This is a genomic window from Leeuwenhoekiella aestuarii, from assembly GCF_004104055.1.
In the GTDB taxonomy this organism is placed as follows: Bacteria; Bacteroidota; Bacteroidia; order Flavobacteriales; family Flavobacteriaceae; genus Leeuwenhoekiella; species Leeuwenhoekiella aestuarii.
The window spans coordinates 137,626-164,403 of the sequence record NZ_QOVJ01000001.1 but is presented as its reverse complement, the minus strand read 5'-3'; the positions used below and the strand labels follow the sequence as shown (position 1 = coordinate 164,403).

21 protein-coding genes and 1 tRNA gene are annotated in these 26,778 nt (G+C 37.6%); 18 read left to right on the top strand and 4 right to left on the bottom strand.

Annotated features, from left to right (window positions below):
* The first annotated feature begins 115 nt into the window (after positions 1-115).
* A complete protein-coding gene (locus DSM03_RS00750) occupies positions 116-688 on the top strand; it encodes a hypothetical protein (protein ID WP_128761468.1) in 573 nt (190 codons plus the stop codon).
* Between the two features lie 72 nt (positions 689-760).
* Here the strand turns inward: DSM03_RS00750 and DSM03_RS00745 are convergent, their stop codons facing one another.
* Positions 761-1,903 carry an acyl-CoA dehydrogenase gene (locus tag DSM03_RS00745; protein WP_128761467.1) on the bottom strand — a complete coding sequence of 381 codons (1,143 nt, stop codon included), beginning with the start codon at positions 1,901-1,903 and terminating at the stop codon, positions 761-763.
* Positions 1,904-2,140: 237 nt separating this feature from the next.
* Between DSM03_RS00745 and DSM03_RS00740 the strand changes: the two genes are divergently transcribed.
* The 8 genes from DSM03_RS00740 to DSM03_RS00705 all read left to right on the top strand — a co-directional run bounded on the left by DSM03_RS00740 (position 2,141) and on the right by DSM03_RS00705 (position 9,530).
* On the top strand, positions 2,141-3,214 hold the full coding sequence (locus tag DSM03_RS00740; protein WP_128761466.1) for an anhydro-N-acetylmuramic acid kinase: 1,074 nt from the start codon (positions 2,141-2,143) through the stop codon (positions 3,212-3,214).
* A 66-nt stretch (positions 3,215-3,280) separates the two neighbouring features.
* Entirely contained in the window at positions 3,281-4,507 is a 1,227-nt protein-coding gene (locus DSM03_RS00735; protein WP_128761465.1) for a Glu/Leu/Phe/Val dehydrogenase dimerization domain-containing protein, read from the top strand.
* Positions 4,508-4,543: 36 nt separating this feature from the next.
* Complete coding sequence (nhaB, locus tag DSM03_RS00730) at positions 4,544-6,016, top strand: sodium/proton antiporter NhaB (protein ID WP_128761464.1); 1,473 nt, start codon at positions 4,544-4,546, stop codon at positions 6,014-6,016.
* A 76-nt stretch (positions 6,017-6,092) separates the two neighbouring features.
* Complete coding sequence (locus tag DSM03_RS00725) at positions 6,093-6,797, top strand: MotA/TolQ/ExbB proton channel family protein (protein ID WP_128761463.1); 705 nt, start codon at positions 6,093-6,095, stop codon at positions 6,795-6,797.
* Between the two features lies 1 nt (position 6,798).
* A complete protein-coding gene (locus tag DSM03_RS00720; protein ID WP_128761462.1) occupies positions 6,799-7,191 on the top strand; it encodes an ExbD/TolR family protein in 393 nt (130 codons plus the stop codon).
* Between the two features lie 146 nt (positions 7,192-7,337).
* Complete coding sequence (locus tag DSM03_RS00715; protein WP_128761461.1) at positions 7,338-8,168, top strand: energy transducer TonB; 831 nt, start codon at positions 7,338-7,340, stop codon at positions 8,166-8,168.
* Positions 8,168-9,391: a bifunctional folylpolyglutamate synthase/dihydrofolate synthase gene (locus DSM03_RS00710; RefSeq protein WP_128761460.1), complete on the top strand. Its 1,224-nt coding sequence runs from the start codon at positions 8,168-8,170 to the stop codon at positions 9,389-9,391. Before DSM03_RS00715 ends, DSM03_RS00710 begins: the two co-directional genes overlap by 1 nt.
* 64 nt (positions 9,392-9,455) lie before the next feature.
* A tRNA-Val gene (locus DSM03_RS00705) sits at positions 9,456-9,530 on the top strand.
* 174 nt (positions 9,531-9,704) lie between these two features.
* On the opposite strand, the gene DSM03_RS00700 is transcribed toward DSM03_RS00705, so the two are convergent.
* A complete protein-coding gene (locus DSM03_RS00700; protein WP_128761459.1) occupies positions 9,705-12,749 on the bottom strand; it encodes a beta-L-arabinofuranosidase domain-containing protein in 3,045 nt (1,014 codons plus the stop codon).
* Between the two features lie 547 nt (positions 12,750-13,296).
* Between DSM03_RS00700 and DSM03_RS00695 the strand changes: the two genes are divergently transcribed.
* From DSM03_RS00695 to DSM03_RS00675, 5 genes are all read left to right on the top strand, one after another.
* Complete coding sequence (locus DSM03_RS00695; protein WP_128761458.1) at positions 13,297-14,592, top strand: serine hydrolase domain-containing protein; 1,296 nt, start codon at positions 13,297-13,299, stop codon at positions 14,590-14,592.
* A 268-nt stretch (positions 14,593-14,860) separates the two neighbouring features.
* Complete coding sequence (locus DSM03_RS00690; protein ID WP_128761457.1) at positions 14,861-15,679, top strand: SDR family oxidoreductase; 819 nt, start codon at positions 14,861-14,863, stop codon at positions 15,677-15,679.
* Positions 15,672-18,311, top strand: coding sequence for an MGH1-like glycoside hydrolase domain-containing protein (locus DSM03_RS00685; protein WP_128761456.1), 2,640 nt, complete (start codon positions 15,672-15,674; stop codon positions 18,309-18,311). The genes DSM03_RS00690 and DSM03_RS00685 overlap by 8 nt, the downstream gene beginning before the upstream one ends.
* 21 nt (positions 18,312-18,332) lie before the next feature.
* A complete protein-coding gene (locus DSM03_RS00680) occupies positions 18,333-18,776 on the top strand; it encodes a VOC family protein (protein WP_128761455.1) in 444 nt (147 codons plus the stop codon).
* Positions 18,777-18,785: 9 nt separating this feature from the next.
* A complete protein-coding gene (locus DSM03_RS00675; RefSeq protein ID WP_128761454.1) occupies positions 18,786-20,036 on the top strand; it encodes a cation:proton antiporter in 1,251 nt (416 codons plus the stop codon).
* A 382-nt stretch (positions 20,037-20,418) separates the two neighbouring features.
* Here DSM03_RS00675 and DSM03_RS00670 read toward each other — a convergent pair whose 3' ends face one another.
* Together DSM03_RS00670 and gldA are read right to left on the bottom strand one after the other, a co-directional pair.
* Positions 20,419-21,474 (bottom strand): endonuclease/exonuclease/phosphatase family protein, encoded by a 1,056-nt coding sequence (locus DSM03_RS00670; RefSeq protein ID WP_128761453.1) that lies wholly within the window; start codon positions 21,472-21,474, stop codon positions 20,419-20,421.
* A gap of 10 nt (positions 21,475-21,484) precedes the next feature.
* Positions 21,485-22,378 carry a gliding motility-associated ABC transporter ATP-binding subunit GldA gene (gene gldA / locus DSM03_RS00665; RefSeq protein ID WP_128761452.1) on the bottom strand — a complete coding sequence of 298 codons (894 nt, stop codon included), beginning with the start codon at positions 22,376-22,378 and terminating at the stop codon, positions 21,485-21,487.
* Positions 22,379-22,804: 426 nt separating this feature from the next.
* Here gldA and DSM03_RS00660 point away from each other — a divergent pair, with 426 nt between their 5' ends.
* The 4 genes from DSM03_RS00660 to DSM03_RS00645 are packed head-to-tail and all read left to right on the top strand — an operon-like array spanning position 22,805 to position 26,741.
* A complete protein-coding gene (locus tag DSM03_RS00660; RefSeq protein WP_128761451.1) occupies positions 22,805-23,629 on the top strand; it encodes a prephenate dehydratase in 825 nt (274 codons plus the stop codon).
* Positions 23,626-24,774 (top strand): pyridoxal phosphate-dependent aminotransferase, encoded by a 1,149-nt coding sequence (locus tag DSM03_RS00655; RefSeq protein ID WP_128761450.1) that lies wholly within the window; start codon positions 23,626-23,628, stop codon positions 24,772-24,774. Before DSM03_RS00660 ends, DSM03_RS00655 begins: the two co-directional genes overlap by 4 nt.
* On the top strand, positions 24,761-25,621 hold the full coding sequence (locus DSM03_RS00650; RefSeq protein WP_128761449.1) for a prephenate dehydrogenase: 861 nt from the start codon (positions 24,761-24,763) through the stop codon (positions 25,619-25,621). The genes DSM03_RS00655 and DSM03_RS00650 overlap by 14 nt, the downstream gene beginning before the upstream one ends.
* Positions 25,622-25,649: 28 nt before the next feature.
* Positions 25,650-26,741: a bifunctional 3-deoxy-7-phosphoheptulonate synthase/chorismate mutase type II gene (locus DSM03_RS00645; RefSeq protein ID WP_128761448.1), complete on the top strand. Its 1,092-nt coding sequence runs from the start codon at positions 25,650-25,652 to the stop codon at positions 26,739-26,741.
* Positions 26,742-26,778 lie beyond the last annotated feature (37 nt).

The following is a 26,778-nucleotide window of genomic DNA, read 5'->3' as shown; positions in this document are numbered from 1 at the left end:
AAAAAAATAAAAAGCCCTTCACCGAAGGGCTTTTTTTATGCTTGTATTTAAAAAAAAAATGAAGTTTCTTTTTTGAAATATTAATTTTGAATTTTTTAAACCCAAATTCATTATTATGAGAAAATTACTACTCGTATTTACAATTGTCTGTGCGCAATTTCAAAGTTTTGCACAAGAAGAAATTTCGGCTGCAGCATCAGTAGAGCAATCTCTATGGAGTCTGCAAGGAACGTTATTTGGTGTTTGGTTCACTAATGAAGCAAAATTTTCTGATGAGGTTGTGCTTAGGAGTCAAGTAGGTCTTACCGGTGGTTACACACAAGGCTATGTGACAGATTACAATTATTTGTATATGCTTATCCCAGAAATTGAGATTGAACCACGCTGGTATCATAGCATTAAAAGCAGAGCTGAAAAAGGTAGACATACCTCCAATAACTCTGCAGACTATGTGAGTTTGAAAACTACCTTTCAACCCGATTGGTTTACAATAGGAAATGATCATAAAGATGATGTTATTTCGTCACTCGCACTTGCGGGTAATGCAGGTATGCGCAGAGAAATCTGGAATAATTTTAGTTTTGAACTGGCAGCAGGAGTAGGAGTTGCTTATGATTTAGAAGATCAAAACGCAGATGATTTTTTCCTGTTTCCTGATTTTCATTTTCTTCTGAGTTATTCGTTTTAAGAGAAGATTTTAGATAAAGAAAGCACCATTTTCTTTTTAAAATTGGTGCTTTCTTTATTTAAAATGAGACTTTTAGTTGTCTAGCAATCCTCTAGAGATAACAATTTTTTGAATTTCGGAGGTTCCTTCGTAGATCTGCGTGATTTTTGCATCACGCATTAAGCGTTCTACGTGGTATTCTTTTACAAAACCGTTTCCGCCATGAATCTGTACAGCTTCAACAGTAACATCCATAGCTACTTTTGAAGCATAAAGCTTTGCTCTAGAACTTGAGATATCGTAGTTGTTCCCCTGATCTTTATCCCAGGCAGCTTTCATAACCAGATGACGTGCTGCTTCAATTTCAACATCCATATCTGCTAGTTTGAATGCAATTGCCTGGTGGTTGCAAATTTCGGTACCAAAAGCTTTACGTACTTTAGAGTAATCTTTAGCTAGTTCAAAAGCACCTGAGGCAATCCCCAGTGCTTGTGCCGCAATACCTATGCGCCCGCCACTAAGTGTTTTCATTGCGAACTTAAATCCGAATCCATCTTCACCGATACGGTTTTCTTTAGGCACTTTTACATCATTAAAGATTAAAGAATGTGTGTCACTACCTCGTATGCCTAATTTTTGTTCTTTAGGGCCTATTTCAAAACCTTCCCATCCTTTCTCTACGATAAATGCATTTATACCGCGGTGTTTCTTTTCTTTATCAGTTTGAGCAATAACTAGATAATAGTCTGCAGAACTACCATTGGTAATCCAATTTTTGGTTCCGTTTAAAATATAATGGTCTCCTTTATCGATTGCGGTAGTTTTTTGAGAAGTAGCATCGCTTCCAGCCTCGGGCTCACTTAAGCAAAAAGCACCTAGTTTTTCACCGGTAGTCAATTTTGATAAGTATTTTTCTTTTTGAGCCTGATTTCCATAAGCAGCCAGGCCATAATTCACAAGACTGTTATTTACTGAAACGATAACAGATGCAGAAGCGTCAACTTTGCTCAGTTCTTCCATTACCAGCACATAAGAGATGCTGTCCATTCCTCCGCCGCCAAATTCTGTAGGAGCCATCATTCCCAGAAAGCCCATGTCTCCCATTTTTTGAATCAATTCTTTTGGGAAATGTTGTTTTTCATCACGCTCTATAACTCCCGGAAGCAATTCGGTTTGTGCAAATTCACGAGCTGCATCACGTATCATAATGTGCTCTTCACTCAGGCTAAAATCCATATCTAATTTCAGTTTTAGATTAAAATATATCGTTTTCTTAATACCTTTCACCCAGTGAATAGGTTTAGATATTTGAACAGCATCTTAAAGACACTGTTTTACTATGCTTGCATAATACTTTGCAAAATAAATCAATTATTTTATTGAAAATTCAAAAAGTAATAATAAATATGCTGAAATTTAAATATTTAATAGTTTTCACGCAAAAATTTAAGGATTATCATAATTTAAGCTGTTATGCATAGCACTTCTTATACTGTTTTAGGCGTGATGAGTGGCACTTCTTTAGATGGGGTAGACCTCGCTTATGTGAGATTTAAAAGAGAAGCAAGGTGGAGTTACGAGTTGTTGGTATGTGAGACTATTCCTTACCCTGAAGCCTGGGTAGTTCGTTTACAAGATGCGGTAGATTTATCTCCTGAAGAATTAAAATCGCTGGATATTGAGTATACAGCATACCTCGCTAAGACAATCAATACTTTTCGAGACCGAAACCCATTAAAAATTGATGCGATTGCATCTCACGGTCATACAATACTTCATCGACCAGATCAGGGAGTGACCTACCAAATAGGGAACAAACCTGAACTTGCGAAGATTTGTAAAATTTTAGTTGTTTGTGATTTTAGGATTGAGGATGTTGCGCTTGGCGGGCAAGGTGCACCTTTGGTTCCCATAGGAGACAGGTTGCTGTTTAAAGATTTTAAAGCTTGTTTGAATATAGGTGGTTTTGCTAATATTTCTTTTGAGCAGAATCAGAAGCGCATCGCTTATGATATTTGTCCAACTAATATTGTGTTGAATCATTTGACACGTCAATTGGGTTTTGGTTTTGACAAAGATGGAGCAATAGCAGCTTCAGCAGCTGTTGATGGTTCATTGCTCAATCGGCTTGATAATTTGATATTTTATAAAGAGCCTTTTCCAAAATCCTTAGGGCTAGAGTGGGTAAAACGTGAAATTTTTCCTATACTCAATCAATCTAAAGCCACTATTGAAGATAAGATCGCGACTTTTACTGAGCATATGGCTGTGCAGCTGGCAGCAAATATAAATTTGCTAGCAAATGGAAAGGGTGAAAATCGCGTTTTGGTAACTGGTGGCGGAGCTTACAATAAATTTTTAATAAAACGCACGCAGCAATTGTCTCAAATTAAGCTTGAAATACCCGATGCAAAAACCATCGAATTTAAAGAAGCTTTAATTTTTGCTTTTATGGGTGTTTTGCGTTTACGCAATTCTATAAATGTATTGAATTCTATTACAGGTGCTTCAAAAAATCATTGCGCAGGTATAGTATGTTCACCTTAAATTAATACGAAAACGATAGGGAAAACCACCTAAGTCGTTATATTTGTCAACCCTCTAAATAAATTCATGAAAGATTTATTAAATCGTTACGAAACTAAAGAACCTGAAATTGTATTTCACTGGAATGATCCCGAGACCGAAGCAGAAGGCTGGACGGTGATTAATTCGTTGAGAGGTGGTGCTGCCGGAGGCGGTACTCGTATGCGTAAAGGGCTAGACCGTAATGAGGTACTTTCATTGGCGAAAACCATGGAAGTAAAGTTTACAGTTTCGGGCCCTGCAATTGGTGGAGCGAAAAGCGGAATCAATTTTGATCCTGCTGATCCCCGTAAAAAAGGCGTTTTAGAACGCTGGTATGCTGCAGTATCTCCTTTGCTTAAAAGTTATTATGGAACGGGAGGAGATCTCAATGTAGATGAGATTCACGAAGTTATTCCCATTACAGAAGAAAGCGGTGTTTGGCATCCACAAGAAGGGGTGTTTAACGGCCACTTCAGACCAACTGAAGCAGATAAGATAAACCGCATTGGACAGCTGCGTCAAGGTGTGATCAAAGTTTTAGAGAACACGGCCTATTCCCCAGATGTTTCCAGAAAATATACGGTTGCAGATATGATCACCGGTTATGGTGTTGCAGAAGCTGCGCGTCATTTTTATGATATTTATGGAGGAAGTATAACTGGGAAACGAGCTGTTATTCAGGGTTTTGGTAATGTGGGTGCGGCAGCAGCGTACTACTTAGCTCAACAAGGTGCTAAAATTGTAGGAATTATTGATGCAGCCGGGGGCCTGATCAACGAAGAAGGTTTTTCTTTTGAAGAAATAAAAGATTTGTTCTTGACTAAAAAGGGAAATACATTAGTAGCGTCTAATCTAATTCCGTTTGAAGAAGTGAATAAAAAGATCTGGGAAATCAAAACTGAAATTTTTGCACCATGTGCAGCTTCAAGATTGGTTACTCAGGCACAAATAGATACCATGATAACGGCCGGGCTCGAAGTGATTTCGTGTGGGGCAAATGTTCCTTTTGCCGATAAGGAAATTTTCTTCGGTCCTATTATGGAACATACTGACGAACGTGTTTCGGTAATTCCAGATTTTATATCAAATTGCGGTATGGCTCGCGTTTTTGCTTATTTTATGGAGCGTCGGGTGCAGATGACTGATGAAGCTATTTTTAACGATACTTCTCAAACTATCAAAAATGCCATTCAGAATACATACAATCACAATAGCAGTAAAAATAACATCAGTAAAACAGCTTTTGAAATAGCATTGCAACAGCTGGTTTAACTTTAGAATGAAAAATTAACCAACAAACAAATACAAATGTTAAAATATTTTTTGGGTAGTAGCCCGCGCTGGTTCAAGTTAGCGATGATAGCTTTCTTATTTTTTAATGTGTTCGCATATTATCTTTTAGGTCCTATGGTTACAGCTTGGATCTTTATTGGTGAATTTATTTTCACTTTAGCGATGGCTTTAAAATGTTATCCGTTGCAATCTGGAGGTATTCTGGCCTTAGAAGCGCTTATTTTAGGGCTTACCAGTCCTGAAGCAGCATATGAAGAAGTAGATCAAAACCTTGAAGTAGTATTACTTTTAGTGTTTATGGTTGCTGGTATTTACTTTATGAAGCCGATGCTGATGTATATCTTCTCTAAAGTATTTACTAAGATCAAATCTAAGGTCGTGCTCTCTATGCTCTTTGTTTTTCTGGCAGCGATCCTATCAGCTTTTCTTGATGCATTAACCGTAACTGCAGTACTGATAAGTGTTTCTGTAGGTTTCTATGGAGTATATCACAAAATACACTCTATGGAAGATGCAGATTATGATGCTGATAAGGTTCCTGATCGCAAGGCTTTAAGTGGTGAAACACTAGAGCAGTTTAGAGGTTTTTTACGTAGTTTGATTATGCACGGTGTTGTAGGTACTGCTCTTGGAGGTGTTTGTACATTGGTAGGGGAGCCTCAAAACTTATTGATTGGCGAGAAAATGGGTTGGGATTTTATTGAATTTTTCCAGCGAATGATGCCTATCACGATCCCTGTTCTTGTGTGTGGTATTATAACTACGTTTATTCTTGAGAAAACCAAACTTTTCGGCTTTGGTGATAAATTACCAGAAGTAGCTCGTACTATTATCGAAAATTACACTACTGAAGTTGATGAGAAACGAACAAAGAAAGAAACTTTCGGTCTTTGGATTCAAGGTGTTTCCGCGATTCTTTTAATTTTAAGTTTAGCCTTGCACTTAGCTCCGGTAGGATTTATCGGTTTATTCTTAATTGTAGTTCAAACTGCATTTATGGGTATTACAGACGAGCACAGTTTAGGTAAAGCTTTTGAAGAAGCACTTCCTTTTACAGCATTATTAGTTGTTTTCTTTGTGATCGTTGCGATGATTCACGATCAGCATTTGTTTACCCCTATTATTGATTATGTGTTGACGCTTCCGGTAGAAACACAACCTTCCATGTTTTATTTAGCAAATGGTATTCTCTCTATGATTAGTGATAATGTCTTTGTAGCTACGGTATATATTAATGAAGTTCAGGTAGCGTTTGATGCGGGTAATATTACCAGAGAGCAATTCAACCATTTAGCGGTAGCTATTAATACAGGGACAAACCTTCCTAGTGTTGCAACTCCTAATGGACAAGCTGCCTTCTTATTTTTGCTTACCTCATCCTTAGCTCCATTAATCAATCTTTCTTACGGTAAAATGGTAAAAATGGCGCTTCCTTATACGCTTGTTTTAGGAGGTGTTGGTTTACTTGGAGTTTATATGTTCTTATAAAAAACTAAAACGTGCAAGGGTGTATATAATTTTAAACAACTTTGCACGTTTATCTCATAACTAATTAAAATAAACTATGCTTACACTCTTGTTGCAGGAAAGTGCAGAAACACTTCCTTCTCTTGCTGCCGAAGAAGAACCGGTAGAGAAGACGCTTTCACTTTTTGATCTTTTGATGAGTGGCGGTTTGCCCGGTCAGATTATCATTGTTGTACTTTTTGTACTCCTTTTTGTGGCGATTTACATATACTTTGAGCGCCTTTTTGCGATCAAAGCTGCTTCTGATATGGACAGTAACTTTATGAATCAAATTAAAGATCATATCGCTAATGGAAATTTAGAAAGCGCAAAAGTATTATGCGCACAGCAAAACAGTCCGGTTTCAAGACTTACAGCAAAAGGAATCAGTCGTATTGGTAGTCCGTTAGAAGACATCAACACGGCGATTGAGAACTCAGGTCGATTAGAAGTTTATCGTCTGGAAAAAAATGTAAGTGTATTGGCGACTATTGCTGGTGCTGGTCCTATGATTGGTTTCCTGGGTACGGTTATAGGTATGGTTTTGGCCTTTCATCAGTTGGCGACCAGTAGTGGTCAGGCTGAGATGGGTAATCTTGCCGAAGGTATTTATACAGCGATGACCACAACAGTAGCGGGTCTTATAGTAGGTATTGTAGCTTATATAGGTTATAACCACCTCGTAGTGAGAACAGATAAAGTAGTACACCAAATGGAAGCAACTGCGGTAGACTTTCTAGATTTATTAAACGAACCGGCTTAAGATGAACTTACGCGGAAGAAATAAAGTAAGTCCGGAGTTTAGTATGAGTTCCATGACAGACATTGTGTTTCTGTTATTGGTTTTCTTCTTGCTGACCTCACCGGCTATCACTCCAGATGCGCTAGATCTTATTCTGCCCAAAGCAAAAGGGAAAACCAGTAATCAACAAAACCTTTCAGTAAGTATTACTAAAGATCTCGATATCTATGTGAATAAAGAACGGGTGACCTCAAATAATCTGGAGGCATTTATAAACAGCGAGCTAACAGGTGTTGAAGATCCTACCATTATTTTACGTGCAGAAGAAGGTGTGCCTATCGAAGAAGCTGTTACCGTGATGGATATTGCAAACCGAAATAAATACAAAATCGTATTGGCTGTAAGGCCTAATTAGTATTGGGGCGCTCCGGCTATCGCCGTCAGGCTTTCAGCTATATCCCCAATTGCAATTGGGGGATGTCGCTTCAATCCTTAGCGCTGTTTTTAAAGTGGTTTGGTTTTTGAATTACCAGAATATATACATTTAACAATAATTCGGTCTTGAGCTTTTTAGACACAAAACATAAACGAAAATCGTTCACCTTAACAAGCATTTTGTATGCCTTGTTGTTGGTGATCTTATTTTTTGCCGGATTAAACTATCTTGATCCACCTCCAGAGAGTGGTATCGCTATTAATTTCGGTACTTCAGATGTAGGGTCAGGTAATATTCAGCCTCAGACCGCTGTACAATCTGCTCCCCGTAACACAACTCCAGAACCTCAGGTAGAGAAAACTTCCGAAGTGAAAGAAGAAGTGGTGACGCAAGAAGTAGAAGAAGCACCTGTTATTAAAAATGAGCCTAAAAAGGAAGTAAAAAAAACCGTAACTGAGCAGCCTAAAAAAGCTACTACAAAACCTGTAGAAGCTAAGAAACCAGATCCTAAGCCAGACAAGTCTACCACAGATGCGTTATCAAGCATTTTAAACGGACCTAAAAGCAACGGAACTGCAACCGGCGATGAAGGGAATGATAATCAAGCCGGCGATAAAGGTGATCCTAATGGAGATCCTAACGCATCGAGTTATTACGGTAATGGTAAAGGTCTTGATGGTGATGGTAATTATCAGTTAGGTGGCCGTAAAGCACTCAGCAAGCCTAAGCGTGTGCAAGATTGCAATGAAGCTGGTATCGTTGTTGTAAGTATCGAAGTAGATCGTAATGGAAATGTGATCAAAGCGACGCCTGGAGTACGTGGTACTACAAACAACAGCCGTTGTTTACTTGACCCTGCAAAAGCAGCAGCGCTGGCAACAAAATTTAACCCGGACACTGATGCACCTTCGCGTCAGATTGGTAAAATAGTGTACAAGTTTAGTCTTTCAGAATAATGACCTATCAGCAAACGCTGCACTGGATGTTTGAACGTTTGCCTATGTTTCAGCGACAAGGCGCTTCCGCATTCAAAAAAAATCTAGACAATATCATTTTGCTTTGTGATCGCTTGGGAAATCCTCAAATGGCTTATAAAACCATTCACGTGGGAGGCACAAACGGTAAAGGCTCTACCAGTCATATGCTGGCCTCGGTTTTGCAAGAGCAAGGTTATAAAACAGGATTACACACTTCTCCGCATTTAAAAGACTTTAGAGAGCGTATACGCATAGATGGGCAGCTAGCTTACGAATCATTCGTTGTTCAATTTATCGAGCAGCATAAGGCTTTTATAGCGCAAAATCAGCTCTCGTTTTTTGAGCTCACCGTAGGTATGGCTTTTCAATATTTTAAAGAGCAAAAAGTGGACATTGCAGTGATAGAAGTTGGTCTTGGCGGAAGATTGGATTCTACTAATATTATCACGCCAATTCTTTCTGTTATCACCAATATAGGTCTCGATCATACAGCTATTTTAGGGGACACGCTTGAAGAGATTGCTTTAGAAAAAGCGGGAATCATAAAGGCAAATATTCCGGTTGTCATAGGTGAGCGTCAGCATCAAACTACTTGTGTTTTTGATGCTAAAGCAAAAGGGGTAGAAGCCAAAATAAGTTATGCTTCAGATTTTGACTATCCTGAATTAGAAAGTGAGTTAAAAGGAAGCTACCAGCATAAAAACAAAAAAACGGTTCAAAGAGCGGTTGAAGTTTTAAATGAAAATACAGCGCTAAGCATTTCTAAAGAAGCTTTAATAAAAGGAGTTGAAAAAGTGATCACTAATACCGGACTTTTAGGACGCTGGCAAGTTATTCAGGAGAGCAGTCCTAAAATAGTTTGCGATACAGGGCACAATAAAGAAGGACTTGCTTATGTGATGAATCAGCTTGCTGAAGAGCGCTATAAAGAACTTCATATAGTATTAGGAGTAGTTTCTGATAAAGACTTAAATAGTGTTCTTCCGTTATTTCCTAAACATGCCATTTATTACTTCAGCAAACCGGATGTTCCTCGAGGGCTAAATTCTGATGAATTGCAGCAAAAAGCGGCTGCTTTTAATCTCAAAGGAAAAAAATTTAAAAAAATTTCAGAAGCTTTTGAGGCTGCAAAAAAAGCGGCAAATGCTGAGGATCTGATATTTATAGGGGGGAGTACTTTTGTAGTCGCAGAAATAATTTAATTATTTTCAAAAAAGTGTTTTGCAGTCTTAAATATTGGTTTATATTTGCATCCGCTAACGAGAAGGGCAATTAGCTCAGTTGGTTCAGAGCACCTCGTTTACACCGAGGGGGTCGGGGGTTCGAATCCCTCATTGCCCACAAAGGCTTCACAGAAATGTGAAGCCTTTTTTATTTAAAGATATATTGACCTAGCTATATTAAATAAGGGTAATAAAAAGAAAAACCCGCTAAACTTAATTTAGCGGGTTTTTCTTTTTGTGTTGTTTGCTTGGTGTAATCAATTGAGGTCTTTTTCCTTCGTTTTAGCAGCTTTTATTTCAAGGTTACGTCCAGATAAACAGAGTGCCGGTCATACGTCTCGTAAAAAGGCTTGTATACAACTCCATCAATTTTGAATTCTAACTTTTCAGGATTTCCGCTGATGGTTTTTCCGAGATCAGAAGCGTCTAGCGTAATCTTTCTAAAATCTGTACGCGGTTCAGATTCCTGAGCTGCTAATAATACCGGACCGTAGAATAAACTGGCAATGTTTTCCTGATCCATAATCGGATCCAGATGAAAACTAAAAGGCATTTTGAGTTCGACAGTATCGCCATTTTTCCACTTGCGCTCTACGTTTAAATAGGTGCCGGGCTCAATAGAAATATTCTGAATCTTTCCGTTAATTTTAAGTTCAACTCCGTTTTTAGCCCAACCGGGTATTCTAATGTTGAGACTGAATTTCCCTTTCCCTTCAATAGTGAATGTACTATGGTCCTTGTGCGGGAAGGCTGTTTCTTGTTTGATTGTAATATCTTTTTCCGTCCAGTTTAGGGTTGAAGGCACGAAGAGATTTACAAACAGTGCTTTGTTATCAACATTTTTAAAGTAGATTGAATTTTGAAGTTTGGTGCTGCTTTCTAATGCAGTCCCGTTACAGCAGGTAAAACCACTCATATCAGCATTGCTAAACTGCTTTTTTGATCCCGGTCTTAAGGGGATGTGATAGGTGTTCGCCGGACTATCTTCTGCCACTGAAGCTAAAATCTGATTGTACAAGGCACGCTCATAATAATCCATCAATTCCGGTTGTTGACTGTAGAAGAAAAGTCCGCGGGTCAACTTGAGCATATTATAGGTTCCGCAGGTTTCGTTTTGTCCGCCGGCAGATAAACCGTTTTCATAAAGCGTAGCTGGTTGTGCCACAAAGCATTCAGCATTTGCAGGGTCTCTCGCTCCCGCTACACCGCCGATGCTGTACATATAATCGTTTTTGGTCTTGTACCAGAAGTTATCTGCAATATGATAATATTCCGGAGATTCAGAATTACGGTACAGCTCAAGAGCTCCCATAATTTGCGGAATATGTTGATTGGCATGCAAACCGCGATAGGTGTCTACGTTTTTAGCCAACCCATGAGAGTGTTCTGCATCACCATAAAATACTTTTATGTTGTCAAATAATTGAGCAGTCTTTAAATATTCCGGTTTTTCGGTAATACGATACAGATGCGCCAGTGATTCATTAATACCGCCAAATTCACCGGCGATGTACGTATTCCACATTGTAATCAAGGTCTCTGTAGGAAGCTTGCTTAGTCGTATGTAGACCCATTTTGCCATTCCTTCGGCAACGCTAAGAGCTTTTTCATTGCCACTTACTTCATAAACATCAATAAGTCCAGCTAATATTTTATGTAGTGTATAATACGGTGCCCAAACTCTGTCTTCTTGCCCACCATATTTCGCTCCTTTTTCAAGCATAATAAATTGATCTGGAGGGTAAGCGCTGATGTAACCCACGCCCCAATTCCAGTAATCGGTTCTGATACCGGTTTCGCTCAAATCAGAATTATAAAAAGATTTCTCTGGCCCCGTTGGCACAGCAGAAGGGTCTGAAACAAAATCTTCGCCTGCATTTCTAGCGGTGCCTGAAAGTTGAGAAAGGTCGTATAAAGTTTCCACCATATAATTCATTTTGTCCTCAAACTTCTGGTGTAGTTCTTTATCATAAGTAGTGCTCGAGTATGCCTGTGCAATTGCTGTTAAATAATGTCCGGTTGCGTGACCTCTCAATTTAGTTTCCTGAGTGTCCCAGACACCTAGGGGTTCTGCACCTTCAGGCTGCTTTTGTCCAAAAGCATTTCTAAACATATACAGAAAAGAATCTGGATTAGTCTCAGCAAGTGTATTGATGAATTTATCGCGGTTCTCAATAAACTTTGAATCGTGTCCTAAAGCATTTGCATCAAGAGACACCTCATTCAATTGAAAGGGTTCCAGCGTACGATCAGGTGTAGCATTTGCATCGTTCTCTTTTACAATTACTTTTGCTGTAGGTTTAAAATCTGTTCCTGAAACTCGCCCGGTAATGGTATATGTGCCAGGTGTTAAAACACTACTGTTATCTTCTGGAGCAGGCCAGAGCACACGTACTTGAATAGTTCCTACCGGAAGCTTATAACTGCCTTTTACAAATCTGGGTAAGCGCGGAAGCTGACCTACAACTGTTTTAACAGTAACATCTGAAACAGCAGTTAAATATTGATTGTAAAGTTGGGGGATTGTGTCTTCAAAAACAGGAAGGTTATCTTCTGGCTCAGCACGCTCATTGACCACACTTTTTCCGGTTTTAGACGAATTCTGATAAATGCGGGCAACTTGAGTTTTACTTAGTGGAATGCGATACAATCTAAAGTCGTGTAGTCGAGCATCTAAGTTTGAATCATTTTTAGATAATGAGTTACCAAGTAAAAGGGTGTTAGATTCAGTACTAAAAATCGTACTCAAATCCAGATCTGTAGCTTCTGTGGTTGCAGCAAGCTTGCCATCTAAATATGTGCTGAAGCTTTGTGAAGGGAAATCAATAACCATTACAAGATGTACCCATTTTTGAGCTTCCGGGCTAGGTAGTTGTATTTTTACATCCGCTTTCCCGTTTTTTGCCAATGCAGCTTCAAGATTCTTGGTGTAATTTCCAGTTAGATCAACAAAGAGGTGTGAGTCTTCAGAGGTGCCAAAATCAATAAGGTATTGATTTTTTTCTGCAGTATTTAAGTAAATCCAAGTGGTAATGCTTAAGGATTCAATACCATTTAATGTTTCTTCCGGAAGGGATAAATACGAGCCATTAGATAAGTTTAAAACCTTTTCAAACTCTTCGTCTAAAACATAAGAAGCCTCATTTTTTTGATGGTTTGCGTGTAAATTATTTCGTGACCAATCTTTTGCGTTTCCATCAAAAATATAACGTGCGATCAAACCGGTTTCTCCTATACCGTCTAAAATCTGATCTCCATTTTGAGCATACACAATTGGGTTGTAAAAAAGAAAAAGGGTGGTTAAGCTGAGTAAAACTTTTGCAAAAGAAACGTTCATAGACTGAAAAATAATGTTTTTAGAACTTTAGAGTGTATATAAATGTTTGATTATTCTGTAAATATAAATTGCTGAAGCTGTATAGATTAATTAAAAACTCATCACTTTTGATATTTTATTACCAATACTTTTTTGATTCTAAAAAAAGCGTGACTTATTTTTTGGATTAAAAGATTATACTAACTCTGTTCTCAATAATGTAGTTGTAAACTACTTTGTCAAAATGATTCAAAAGGCTTTTTAATTCAGCATTTTCAGGTGTACTGAAGTCCATTGTAAATGCAGTACCGTTTTAGTTTACGATAAAAAGCACAGCGATTATTTTTTCCATCAAATTGAAAAACTTTAGACAGCATATAGTAAAACGTTTAATCAACAATTTTAGCTGATTTCTTATTGCATCAGATCTGAATAGGGTAAAAGAGAATATAAAATCTGACTTTCATAGTAAAAACTAAAAGTTTTGTTAAAATAATTTTTATCTTTAAACGTTGTTATTGGTTAATAAACGACAATTTTAACCAAATAGATTAAACCCCAATATTCAATGATTATTCGCAAACCCCTTGTTTTAGGTACTTTTTTGGTGCTCATTTCTTTTTTTGCACTATCATCTCCAGATTTTAAAGAGCCCCAATCAAAAAAAACTCACGCTATTGAATTTGTTAATCCGTTAAAAATTCAGGCTCAAAAAGAAGCAAGCTATATTTACAGAAGCAGAAAGGCTGCTCTGGCAAAAGAGATCGCTGCGTATTTTGAAAATGCAATTAATAAGAGGTTGATCATTGGAGCAGGTGTAAGTATCGTTCAGGGAGATTCTATTCTTTTTAAAGAGGGCTTTGGTAATCGCAACGTTTTTAAGAACGATACTGTAGATGATCAAACTGTTTTTAGGTTAGGCTCTTTGTCTAAGGGTTTTGCCGGTATTTTAGCAGGAATTGAGGTTAAAGAAGGTGTATTGAATTGGGAGGATAAAGTTGTAGATCTAGTGCCTCAATTTCAATTAAAAAACAAACTCAACGCAGAAAAACTAACCTTATCAAATGTGCTTTCTCATACAACGGGTGTGCCTTATCATTGCTACACAAATTTAGTTGAAGACGGAGTAAAGCTTTCGGAGATTGCTTCAAGATTTAATATAATTAACACGATAGCAAAGCCCGGTAAAATGTATAGTTATCAAAATGCCATGTTCGCACTGAGTGGTGAAATGATGCACACGGTAACCGGGCAAACCATCCAGCAATTACTTCAAAATAAAATCTTCACGCCTTTAAATATGCAAACAGCTTCTACAGATTATGAAGCAATGATCAAAACCAATAATTATGCATTTCCGCATAAAAGTACTTGGAAAGGATGGAAGCGTCTGCTCGTTAATAAAAAGTATTTTAATGCAGTTGCAGCAGGAGGAATAAATGCAAGTGCAGATGATATGGGGAAATGGATGCGTTTTTTATTAGGCCATAACGAGCGTGTTTTAGATTCAGAAAGTATATCAAGAGTGTTTAAGCCTCAGGTTGAAATTCCTGATGCGCATAAATATTACCAGCGTTGGAAGGGGCATTTGAGATCTTCATATGCTTACGGGTGGCGCATACATGAATTTGTTGATGCAGAAACCGGTATTCAAAGTAAAATGATACATCACGGAGGAAGCGTTAGTGATTTTAGAAATGAAATTGCATTGTTTCCGAGCGAAGATTTGGGCATTTCAGTACTGTTTAACAGTCTTACTCCATTGGCAAGTTCTGTAATTCCAGAATTACACGAGATTGTAAATGAGGTGATGAATATGCCGATTGATAAATTAGAATTAGGAAAGTTCGCTACAACCGAATAGACGAAGTACGGAATATTCAGTTGTACTATAAATAAAATAAAAAATGGCGAAGGGAGTCTTTAGAAATCAGACTCTTTTTTTTTATGTCATTTTCAAAAAATGCTTGCTACTTCTAAGAATTACAATAAAAAAAAGGACTTTACTAGATAATTTGCATTTTGCACTAGTACTTTATTAAATAACGTTAAGAGCTGGTTTTACCTCAGTAAGTTGGCTTAAATTAGAATCTAAAAACTTATTTATAACTTAACATTTAAAACCAACTAAAATGCAAAAACCAAATGAACGTCTAAAAGGTCAAACCGCAATTGTTACTGGTTCAAGTTCGGGTATAGGTGCTGCCATAGCGCTTGCTTTAGGAAGAGGTGGTGCTAATGTGGTGGTTAATTATAACTCTTCAAAAGAAGAAGCAAATAAGGTAGCAGATAAAATAAATAAAGATAGAACCTGTGGGGAGGCCATAGTAATACAATGCGACGTTAGTAAAGAAGATCAGGTTCAGGCTATGTTCAAAGAAACAATAGAGAAATTTGGAACCGTAGATATTCTAGTTGCAAATTCTGGTTTACAAAAAGACGCACCTTTACATGAGATGACCTTAAAAGACTGGCAACTGGTTATAGATGTCAATTTAACCGGTCAGTTTTTGTGTGCACGTGAAGCATTGCGAGAGTTTATGCGTAGAGGAATAAGAGAAGGAGTATCTAAGTCATTAGGCAAGATTATTCATATGAGTTCTGTACATCAGATTATTCCGTGGGCAGGTCATACTAATTATGCGGCCTCAAAAGGTGGGGTAAATATGCTTATGGAAAGTATTTGTCAGGAGTATGCGCCTCTTAAAATACGATGTAACAGCATTGCTCCCGGAGCTATAAAAACAGATATTAATAGAGATGCTTGGGAAACCGAAAGTGCACTCAACAAATTAAATAAACTGATTCCGTATAAACGTATAGGAATTCCAGAAGACATAGGCAGTACGGCTGCTTGGTTGGCATCAGATGAATCAGAATATATTAATGGCACCACCTTATTCGTTGATGGGGGAATGACGTGCTATCCAGGATTTACAACAAATGGTTAAAAAAAATACAGAAGAACAAAAAAGATTAGATTCACATTATTCAGGTAAAGAAGACTGGTTACATTGGGGGCCTTATTTAAGCGAGAGACAATGGGGGACCGTGCGTGAAGACTACAGTGCACACGGTAATGCCTGGGGGTATTTTCCGCACGATCATGCGAGAAGTCGGGTTTACAGATGGGGAGAGGATGGTTTGGCAGGTTTTACAGATCGTTATTGTAACGTGTGTTTTGGCCTTGCTTTATGGAATGGAAAAGATTCTATATTAAAAGAACGTTTATTTGGTTTAACGGGTCCGGAAGGCAATCACGGTGAAGATGTAAAGGAACTCTATTATTATTTAGAGAATACGCCTACGCATTCTTATATGAAGCACCTTTATAAATACCCTCAAAATGAATATCCATATGGGGATCTGGTGACTAAAAACCGCAGTAGAAATCGAAAAGACGACGAGTATGAGATTTTAGATACTGGTCTGTTTGATAAAAACGAATATTTTGACGTGGTTACCGAATATGCAAAGGCGGGACCTGATGATATTTGCATTAAAATTTCAGTGACAAACCGAAACGCTAAAACTGCAGAATTACATGTATTGCCTACATTGTGGATTCGTAATTTCTGGAGTATTAGAGATATGCCTTTTAAGCCTTCCATAGTGAAGAATAAAAATAGCAAATCACCTTCGGTACACATAAAGCATCCGTATACGGGAGATTATAATTTATATTTTGAAAAGCCCGATCACCAGCTTTTTACCGAAAATGAAACTAACGATGAGCGTTTATATTTACAAACAAACGATCATCCTTATAAAAAAGATTTCTTTCATAAAACAGTAGTCAACAACGACTACAGTTTAGCAAAAAAGAAACAGGAAGGGACCAAGTTTGCACCGCATTATGAGCGCAATGTAAAGGCTGGAGAAACGGTAGTTTTCAAACTAAGATTAACCAATGCTGATTTAAAAGATGAAGCATTTGATTTAGAGTTTGACGCCCTTTTTGAAAAACGAGTTCAAGAGTGTTTAGACTTTTATGAAGGTGTTAATCAAATAAAAGATGATGAGGCTAAAGAAATTCAGCGTCAGGCTTTTGCAGGTTTATTATGGTCTAAGCAGTATTATAACTACGAAGTAGAACAGTGGCTCAAAGGAGACCCTAAAGTTTCTACACCACCGCAAGAACGCTATCACGGCCGTAACAGCAATTGGAAAACATTGCGGAATCATGATATTCATCTCATGCCAGATGCTTGGGAATACCCTTGGTATGCTGCCTGGGATAGTGCGTTTCATTGCATTACAATGGCTTATATAGACCCCGAATTTGCAAAAAAGCAGTTGCTGCTTTTTACTAAAGAATGGTATATGGCTCCTAACGGTCAGATACCTGCTTACGAGTGGAATTTCAGTGATGTTAATCCGCCTACACAAGCTTTTGCAGCGCTACAGATTTATAAGATAGAACGGGATACGGCCGGGAAAGAAGATATAGATTTTCTTAAGCGAATTTTCAACAAGCTATCGCTCAACTTCAACTGGTGGGTAAATCAGGAAGACCGTAGGCAGAATAATGTTTTTCAAGGTGGCTTTTTAGGTCTTGATAATATTGGAGTTTTTGATCGCAGTAGTGGTATCCCCGGTAACGCGACATTAGAACAAGTAGACGGTACCTCCTGGATGGCACTTTATTGCCTGAATATGCTTGAGATTTCAATTAAAATAGCGTTAGTAGATCCTTCTTATGAAGATATGGCGACCAAATTTTTTGGTCACTTTATATTTATTGCTGAAGCTTTAAATAAACTCAATGAAGATTATGAAGGGACCTGGGATGAAGAAGAAGGTTTCTTTTATGATAAATTGGTTTTTGAAGACGGAAGCTTTCAGCCTATAAAAGTACGATCTATAGTTGGGATTATGTCTCTAATCGCTGTTTTACATATTAAGAGAGAGACTTTAGATCGTCTGCCTAATTTTAAATACAGTGTCAACTGGTTTAGAAAATACCGAATGGCAAACCTGAAGTATATGGTTATTCAGGAATTCTCTGATGATTCAGATTTACTCTTGGCTCTTGTTCCTAAAGAACGTGTTGAGATCATGTTAAGTGCAGTTTTTGATGAGAAAGAATTTTTGAGTGAGCACGGTTTGCGTTCATTGTCTAAAATTCATGAAAAAACCTATAAAATAGATATTGACGGATCTAATTATGAGATAAAGTACGAGCCGGCAGAATCTGAGTCTTCTATGTTTGGAGGAAATTCTAACTGGAGAGGCCCTGTGTGGATGCCATTTAACTATCTTTTTGTTACAGCAATTAAAGAATTTAGAGATTATTACGGTAAAGATCTTGAGGTAGAATATCCTAAGGGAAGTGGAGAGATCTTAAGTCTTAATGACATTAGGAATGATTTGATGAAGCGCCTGCTAACTCTTTTTCATACCGACGAAAATGGAGACCGACCGATAAATGAGCAACACAAGGAGATTTATAAAGATCCTCATTTTAAAGACCTAGTTTTGTTTTATGAGTATTTTCATGGAGATACTGGTCGAGGAGTAGGAGCTTCACATCAAACAGGTTGGACTGCTCTTATTGCAAACATGATCCATGAAATATATTAATAGTAATTCAATCTCAAAATCATGAAAATCGCCTATATTCTTCTTATTAATTTATTCTTTTTACACGTGATGACAGCGCAAGATTTTAAACTTACTAAAGATCACGATGCCCTTTTGGTTAAAGATTTAGATAAAGCCGCAGCTTTTTACAGTGATATTTTAGGATTACCTGAGATTGATAATGCAGGTTTAGGGCCAAAATTCAGATGGTTTGCTTTAAATAACAACGTTCAGATTCATTTGATAGAAAGTGAAGAAGCCTTCAAGCCTCATAAAGGAGTGCATTTGGCTTTGAATATTGATGATCTTGATGGTTTTATGAAGTTTTTGAAATCTAAAAATATTCCTTTTGAGAATTGGCCAGGCGAAGCCGGTACTACAAACACAAGACCTGATGGTGTACGACAAATATATCTTACAGATCCAGATGGGTATTGGATAGAAATCAACACCAATAAGCTCTAAAAAGAATCTATGGATTTTTATCTAATCACAGCAATTTTAGTAGGTCTTGCCGCAGTTTTTGGTTATATAAACGTACGTTTTCTTAAGCTGCCCAATACCATAGGTTTGATGTTGATTACGCTTCTCTTTACATTGGGAGTTTTAGGTATCGCCTATTATGATGATACCTTGCTAGAGGCAGAGAAGGAGATTATTAGCAGTATAGATTTTGAGAAAGTATTACTTGAAGGTATGTTGAGTTTCTTACTTTTTGCAGGGGCGCTACATACTAATTTTGAACAACTCAAAGTACAGCGCTGGCCGGTAATCGTATTTGCAACAGTAGGCGTTTTAACTTCAACATTTCTTGTTGGTGGAGCCTTGTATTATCTATTAATGGTGCTAGGACTGGGTGTTGATTTTATTTACTGCCTGTTGTTTGGAGCGTTGATCTCGCCTACAGACCCAATTGCAGTATTAGGAATTCTCAAAAAAGCAGGTGCACCTAAAAATTTAGAAACCAAAATAGTAGGAGAATCTCTATTTAATGACGGAGTTGGTGTAGTGGTATTTCTTACCATTTTTAAAATAGCCGGGTCGTCAGAGCCGGTTACTCCTGGTGATATTTTAGAGTTATTTGGTCTTGAAGTTTTAGGGGGAATAGGATTGGGTTTAGGAATAGGATATTTGACTTACAAATTATTAAAATCTATAGATGATTATGATATTGAAGTGATCATCACACTTGCCGCAGTTATGTGCGGTACAGTAGCAGCTCAAAAGCTTCATATGTCTGCGCCGCTAGCAATGGTAACTGCAGGACTTGTAGTAGGAAACGATACAGCACGTAAACACACTATGTCTGAGCTTACAGAAACTTATGTAGATAAATTCTGGGAGTTAATAGATATCTTATTAAATACGATCCTGTTTGTATTGATAGGTATGGAAATGCTGATCATAAGCTTTGAAGTGCCGACGATTATTGCAGGTCTAATCGCGATCCCAGTGGTGCTGGTTTGTAGATATATTTCATTATTAATCCCTATCAACTTTTTTGAAAAACATCTCAATTTTGTACCGCGTACTGATGTTATCATGACGTGGGGTGGCCTTCGAGGAGGAATTTCAATCGCGTTAGCGCTTAGTCTCACTCAAGATATGCATCGTGAGCTTTTCTTAGTCATAACTTATATTATCGTGATCTTTTCAATTCTTGTACAGGGGCTTACCGTAGGCTCTGTGATTAAAAAACTTGGTGTCAATAAGGCTGAAATGTGAGAATTGTATTGTGTGATTTGATTAGATAAAAGTAAAAGTTTAAAAAACCGTTAGGAAACTAATGGTTTTTTTATGGCTTTTCAATAATTATTTTTTTCAATATTGATTACTCAAAATAATAAATATGTTTATTTTTGAACAAGTATAAAATATAGACTTGACTAAGCTAAAAGTATGTCAGGTTGGGTTTAGGGACTCGTTTATTATGAACATTAGACCTGACTAGTTGGGGCCTCCGAAAGGAGGCTTTTTTATTGGCGCCGCCAAAGGGTTTAATACCCCGAGGCTTGCCTCGAAATTGAAAATTTGTTTCTAACGAATGCCTCGTGGGCTTGCCCCGAGGTAGTTTACTCGAGGCTTACTGGGTTATTTCATCTTAACATTACTCAGCGCGATCCAGACCTTCATCTATGCGCTCTTCAACCTCCTCATTGGTTTCAGAATCAATTTCTGGTTTTTCAACTTTTTCCCCGTTTTCTAACCAAAATGTGAAAAACATGGGGTAGTGGTCAGAGCCTATATTAGGAAGTCTCAGCATACGATCTACCACAATATTTTTTGAATGAAATAAATGATCTATAGGGAAACGTAAATACCAGTAGTCTGCATGAAAGGTAGGAAATAAACCTCTGCCAATTCTGGGGTCTATGAGTCCAGTGATTTTTGCAAACAATCTACTTACCCGAGACCAAACCACATCGTTAAGGTCGCCACATACCAGAATAGGATGGTCAGGGTCGAGCTCACGTACTGCTTTGCCTACAATTAGAAGTTCTGCATCACGTTCTTCTGAAGTTTCATTTTCAGTAGGGCTGGGAGGTGCCGGATGAACACAAATTAGCTCCAGAGGTTTATCGCTTCCGAAGTAAACTTTAGTGAAAATGGAAGGTACATCTTTCTCTACCAGATAATTTACCTGAGTTTCTGCCAACTCATATTTGCTATACAAATGCATTCCGTAGAAATTATCTAAAGGAACTCGTACGATATTAGGATACTCTTTTTCTAATTCTTTTAAACCATTTTCCCAGTTCTTGTCAGTTTCCATAACAAGTAAAATATCTGGAGTATATATGTTGACTTGCTCTATGAGTTTATGGTATTCTTCATTGGTTTGTAAAACATTAGAACTGAGCAAACTTATTTGTCTCAGAGATGCGGGGTCATCAGGCTTTGAATCCCGTATTGGATAATAATGTGAATAGGGGAACACTACATATAATTGAAAAATAAAAGCAGCCAATAAGGTTATGGCCACAACATATTCCCACTCATCTACGGGAAATTTAAAAATCGCTATTAATGCAAGAATTAATGCTTGAAGAAAACAGGTTTGAACTCTTATAAAATCCCAGCCTCTAATGATCCAATGGGTGCCTTGAGTGAGCGGTAAAAGAGCAATTATTATCAGAAATAAGGCGAATCCGTATAAAACCATTAGGGTGAGTTTAGCGGGTGAGTTGATGAAAAAGTTCTTCTAAAGAAGTATTTATGCGAGAAAGCTGGAGTGTTTTTAGTCCGTTATCATGTGCAAAATCAAACAGAACGGGACGCATATCTTTTTGCGTATCAAAACTGATTTCATAACTAAAACCTTCTATGTTATTCACATGATTAACTTGAGGTAAATTTTTTAGAGCTACTTCCTCTACACGATAATTAAATTCTACTTTTATGATTTGTTCACTACCCGCTTTAAGTTCTTCTAATAGTCTGTCTGCAACAATTTTCCCCTTATTAATGATTATAACTCGGTCACAAATAGCTTCAACCTCTTGCATAATGTGTGTAGAAAGCAAAACGGTTTTGGTTTTGCCTATAGTCTTGATGAGCTCGCGTATTTCTTTCAGTTGATTGGGGTCAAGACCCGTTGTGGGTTCGTCAAGAATTAGAACTTCAGGATCGTGTATTAAGGCAGTAGCCAGGCCTACACGTTGTTTGTATCCTTTACTTAATTGTTTGATCTTTTTGGTTACTTCAGGTTGCAAGCCGGTAAGAGAGATAACTTCAGCTATGCGATCTTTTGAAGTGTGATTGAGATCAGCGTGAAGTTTAAGATATTCTTTAATGTACATTTCCGGATATAACGGATTGTTCTCTGCAAGATATCCCACTCGTTTTTGAACCTCTAAAGCTTCTTTTTCTGTAGAAAAACCAGCTATAAAAGCAGTCCCTGATGATTGTTTTAGGTAGGTCGTTAATATTTTCATCATCGTGCTTTTACCAGCTCCGTTAGGACCTAAAAAACCGGTGATTTCACCTTTTTTGACCGAAAAAGATAAATCATCAAGTGCTTTTTGAGCACCGTAGATTTTTGTTATGGCCTCTACAGTTATAGACATGTTGGCTTAAAATAAGGAAACTTTAAAAGTTAAAAGTAAACAAATAGCAGTGAGGTGGCTGTTTTCAAAACCTTAAAATTAGTTCATTATAAAATAAAGTTGACAGATTAGGCTATTTGAAAAATATCTTCTAACAAAGCAGTTTAAATACGAGGTTCTATTTTGTTTTCTTCAAACAATTCATCCTTTTTTTTTGAAATGTGTAAAAATTACTCCCTTTTAAAATTCTTCTTATTTATTTAAGTACTTTAGCAGCATAATTAATGAATCACATGTCTTACGTACCTTACTTTTTTAACCGTTATTATTTCTTTTTCTTCTGGAGAGAGATGGGACCGCTATAGAGTATCGTGTAGTAATACAATATCATAGGGTCCCGATTTAAAAAATCGGGATTTTTTTTGTTATAAACTGAACTAGAGATAATTGAAACATAAAGTAGCCATACAGGGAATTAAAGGTTCTTTTCACCATAAAGTCGCTCAGGATTTTTTTGCTGAAGACGTGGAAGTTATAGCTTGCCGTAGTTTTCAAGAGTTGGTGAATTGTCTGATTAAAGGTGAGGCGACAGATGCAGTAATGGCTATTGAAAATTCTATAGCAGGAAGCATAATCCCTAACTACGCATTGATTGATAATCACAAGCTTAATATTGAAGGGGAGCGCTATCTGGGAATAAGTCAAAATTTGATGGTTTTACCTGGGCAGCATTTAAAGGATATTGAAGAAGTATGGTCTCACCCTATGGCTTTGTTACAGTGCAAGGAATTTTTTAAAGACAAAGAGCATATTAGGCTGGTTGAAGATGATGATACTGCCGGGGCCGCAAAGCGTATTGCCGATGGAAATCTTAAAGGGATTGGTGCAATTGCCGGAGTAACAGCTGCACAGATTTATGGTTTAGATGTTATTGCTGAAGATATTCAGACTATAAAAGAGAATTCAACACGTTTCTTTATTCTGAATACAAACGGAAGGACAGAGGCAGAGGTGCCAGATAAGGCTTCGGTTAAATTTCTGGCAGACCACAAACGGGGAAGTCTTGCAGCAGTACTTAATGTAATGAGCGATTGTAGATTGAACCTTACAAAAATTCAGTCTTTACCAGTTATAGAGACACCATGGAAGTACTCGTTTTTTGTAGATGTTACTTTTGATAATTATACAGACTTCGAGAAAGCAAAAAAATTGTTGAATATAATGGCGCTTGAATTTAAAGTTTTAGGTGAATATAAAAATAGAAAAGGATGATTATAGAATCGGCTAAGCGGTTAAACCAGACCTCAGAGTACTACTTTTCGCGAAAGCTAAAAGAAGTGCGTGCACTTGCAGCGGCAGGTAAGCCTATAATCAACATGGGGATAGGTAGTCCAGATTTACCGCCACCTCCTCATGTTATCGATGCATTGACCAAGTCTCTGGTAGATGGTCCTGCGCATCAATATCAGAGTTACAAAGGTTTGCCAGAATTGACTAAGGCAATGGCTGATTTTTATGAAGCGCGTTATGGTGTGCGTCTAGATAATGAGAACGAAATTTTGCCTTTAATGGGATCAAAAGAAGGAATCATGCATATCAGTATGGCTTTCTTAAATCCCGGCGATGAGGTGTTGATTCCTAACCCGGGCTACCCAACGTATACTTCGGTAACACGTCTGGTTGAAGCAGAGCCGGTTTATTATAATCTGGATGCTTCCAATAACTGGATGCCAGATTATGAAGCTTTATCTAAAAAAGATCTGAGTAAGGTGAAGTTGATGTGGGTTAATTATCCACATATGCCAACGGGAGCAAAAGCTACTACAAAAGATTTTGAAGACCTTGTGGCTTTTGCGAAAGCAAACTCAATACTATTAGTAAATGATAACCCATATAGTTTCATTTTAAATGAAAATCCGCAGAGTATTTTAAGTATTCCGGGAGCAAAAGAAGTAGCTATAGAATTAAATTCTCTGAGCAAATCATTCAATATGAGTGGCTGGAGAGTGGGGATGTTGTTGGGTTCTTCAGAATACATAAACACCGTTTTAACTGTAAAAAGCAATATGGATAGTGGTATGTTCTATGGAATTCAAAAAGGAGCTGCCGCTGTTTTAAAAGAAGGCGAAAAATGGTTTAATGAACTCAATCAGGTTTATAAAAGCCGAAGAGAACACATGTGGAAGCTGGCTGATTTGCTGGGGTGTACATATGATAAAAATGCAGCCGGAATGTTTATCTGGGCGAAATTACCCGAAGGCGCCGGTGATGCAGAAGCATTTATAGATGATATTTTATTAAATAAAAGCGTGTTTTTAACCCCGGGAAGTATTTTTGGCTCTCAGGGAGCAGGATATATTCGTTTTTCACTGTGTGTAACCGAAGATAAAATCAAAGAAGCCATTGGAAGATTTTAAAAATATATTCATTTTAGGAATAGGACTAATAGGTGGTTCGCTTTCACGGGATTTAAAACGCATTTTACCAGGAAGTACAGTATATGGTGTTGATAGCAATGCAGACCATCTTGATGAAGCGATTGGTTTGGGTGTGATAGATCACTCATCTCGTTTTGAAGCCTTGAGTCAGGCTGATCTTGTGATCTTGTCAATTCCTGTAGATCAGGCAAATTTGTTTTTACCTGCAGTTTTAGATGCAGTTGCAGAAAACGCATTGGTAATAGATGTAGGTTCAACAAAGGGAAGTGTTTGTGATGCAGTAAGAAATCATCCTAAACGCAATCAGTTTTTAGCAGCACATCCCATTGCCGGTACTGAATTTTCAGGACCATCTGCTGCGATTGAAAATTTGTTTAAAGATAAAACGATGATTCTGTGTGAGGTAGAACAAACCCGTGAAGATCTATTAGACAAAGCAATGCAAATATTTAAAGCACTACCCATGCAGATTAGATATATGAATCCGCATTCGCACGACAAACACATTGCTTATGTGTCTCATTTGTCGCATATTAGTAGTTTTATGCTGGGAAAAACGGTAATTGAGAAAGAGAAAAACGAGAAAGATATTTTTGATATGGCGGGTAGTGGTTTTGCCTCTACAGTGCGTCTTGCAAAAAGTAATCCTGCAACGTGGACACCAATATTTAAAGAGAATAAAGCTAACGTATTAGAGAGCTTAACAGAGTACATAAATAATTTAACGCATTTTAAAAACGTTCTTGAAGCAGAAGATTATGAGGAAGTTTTTAACGAGATGCACAATACAAATCACATAAAATCAATACTTAAAGGATTATCGTAATCGGTTAATTGCCGTAAATTTGTTGAATATGGAAAATAAGAAAGAACTTAGAAACTGGTTAGACGCTTTCAATTTAGATCACCCGCTTGTAATCGCAGGTCCTTGTAGCGCAGAAACTGAAGAGCAAGTATTGAAAATTGCTCACGAGCTAAAAGATACAGATGCTACTGTTTTTAGAGCAGGTATCTGGAAACCACGTACCCGTCCGGGAATGTTTGAAGGTGTAGGAGCATTAGGTCTTAAATGGCTTCAGAAGGCTAAAGAAGAGACTGGGATGCTTACTACTACTGAAGTTGCAAACCCTAACCACGTAGAACTTGCTTTAAAACATGATGTAGATATCCTTTGGATTGGTGCGCGTACAACGGTTTCTCCTTTCAATATTCAGGAAATTGCTGAAGCTCTTAAAGGAACAGATAAGACCGTTCTTATCAAAAACCCGGTAAACCCTGATTTAGCATTATGGTTAGGAGCTGTAGAGCGTTTTTATACTCAGGATGTTAAAAACCTGGGTGTTATTCATAGAGGATTCTCAACATATGAGAAGACCCGTTACCGTAACAACCCAGAGTGGCAAGTTGCTGTAGATCTTCAGAACGAGTTTCCAGATCTTCCCTTAATTTTAGATCCATCACATATTGCAGGACGTCGTGATATTATTTTTGATCTATGCCAGACCGGTCTTGATTTAAATTACGACGGTATTATGGTTGAAACACATTACGATCCAGACAATGCCTGGAGTGATGCTAAACAGCAAATTACACCTTCGCAACTTGTTCAGATTATGAAGGACCTTAAGATTCGTAAAGAGGAAGGTACTGCAGCCGAATTCAACAATAAATTGAATACACTACGTACTCAGATCGATGTGGTAGATCACCAGCTTATTGAAAGTTTAGGGAAGCGTATGAAAATAGCCGACTCTATAGGTGAACTTAAAACTGAAAATAACGTTGCTATTCTTCAGTCTAAGCGGTGGAATGAGATCTTGGGAGCAATGATTCTTGAAGGCGAAAAGCATAACTTAAGTGAAGAATTTATCTTGCGTGTGTTTAAAGCAATCCACCAAGAGTCGATCAACCATCAGAAGAAAATTTCTAGAATGGAAGAAGCTTAGAAATAAGTTTTAGATGTAAAAAAGGCGCTCAATGAGC

Excerpts from the sequence above, each read along its gene's own strand:
- DSM03_RS00750 (WP_128761468.1), top strand. The coding sequence starts at position 116 with ATGAGAAAATTACTACTCGTATTTACAATTGTCTGTGCGCAATTTCAA.
- DSM03_RS00745 (WP_128761467.1), bottom strand. The coding sequence starts at position 1,903 with ATGGATTTTAGCCTGAGTGAAGAGCACATTATGATACGTGATGCAGCT.
- DSM03_RS00740 (WP_128761466.1), top strand. The coding sequence starts at position 2,141 with ATGCATAGCACTTCTTATACTGTTTTAGGCGTGATGAGTGGCACTTCT.
- DSM03_RS00735 (WP_128761465.1), top strand. The coding sequence starts at position 3,281 with ATGAAAGATTTATTAAATCGTTACGAAACTAAAGAACCTGAAATTGTA.
- nhaB (WP_128761464.1), top strand. The coding sequence starts at position 4,544 with ATGTTAAAATATTTTTTGGGTAGTAGCCCGCGCTGGTTCAAGTTAGCG.
- DSM03_RS00725 (WP_128761463.1), top strand. The coding sequence starts at position 6,093 with ATGCTTACACTCTTGTTGCAGGAAAGTGCAGAAACACTTCCTTCTCTT.
- DSM03_RS00720 (WP_128761462.1), top strand. The coding sequence starts at position 6,799 with ATGAACTTACGCGGAAGAAATAAAGTAAGTCCGGAGTTTAGTATGAGT.
- DSM03_RS00710 (WP_128761460.1), top strand. The coding sequence starts at position 8,168 with ATGACCTATCAGCAAACGCTGCACTGGATGTTTGAACGTTTGCCTATG.
- DSM03_RS00700 (WP_128761459.1), bottom strand. The coding sequence starts at position 12,749 with ATGAACGTTTCTTTTGCAAAAGTTTTACTCAGCTTAACCACCCTTTTT.
- DSM03_RS00695 (WP_128761458.1), top strand. The coding sequence starts at position 13,297 with ATGATTATTCGCAAACCCCTTGTTTTAGGTACTTTTTTGGTGCTCATT.
- DSM03_RS00690 (WP_128761457.1), top strand. The coding sequence starts at position 14,861 with ATGCAAAAACCAAATGAACGTCTAAAAGGTCAAACCGCAATTGTTACT.
- DSM03_RS00685 (WP_128761456.1), top strand. The coding sequence starts at position 15,672 with ATGGTTAAAAAAAATACAGAAGAACAAAAAAGATTAGATTCACATTAT.
- DSM03_RS00680 (WP_128761455.1), top strand. The coding sequence starts at position 18,333 with ATGAAAATCGCCTATATTCTTCTTATTAATTTATTCTTTTTACACGTG.
- DSM03_RS00675 (WP_128761454.1), top strand. The coding sequence starts at position 18,786 with ATGGATTTTTATCTAATCACAGCAATTTTAGTAGGTCTTGCCGCAGTT.
- DSM03_RS00670 (WP_128761453.1), bottom strand. The coding sequence starts at position 21,474 with ATGGTTTTATACGGATTCGCCTTATTTCTGATAATAATTGCTCTTTTA.
- gldA (WP_128761452.1), bottom strand. The coding sequence starts at position 22,378 with ATGTCTATAACTGTAGAGGCCATAACAAAAATCTACGGTGCTCAAAAA.
- DSM03_RS00655 (WP_128761450.1), top strand. The coding sequence starts at position 23,626 with ATGATTATAGAATCGGCTAAGCGGTTAAACCAGACCTCAGAGTACTAC.
- DSM03_RS00645 (WP_128761448.1), top strand. The coding sequence starts at position 25,650 with ATGGAAAATAAGAAAGAACTTAGAAACTGGTTAGACGCTTTCAATTTA.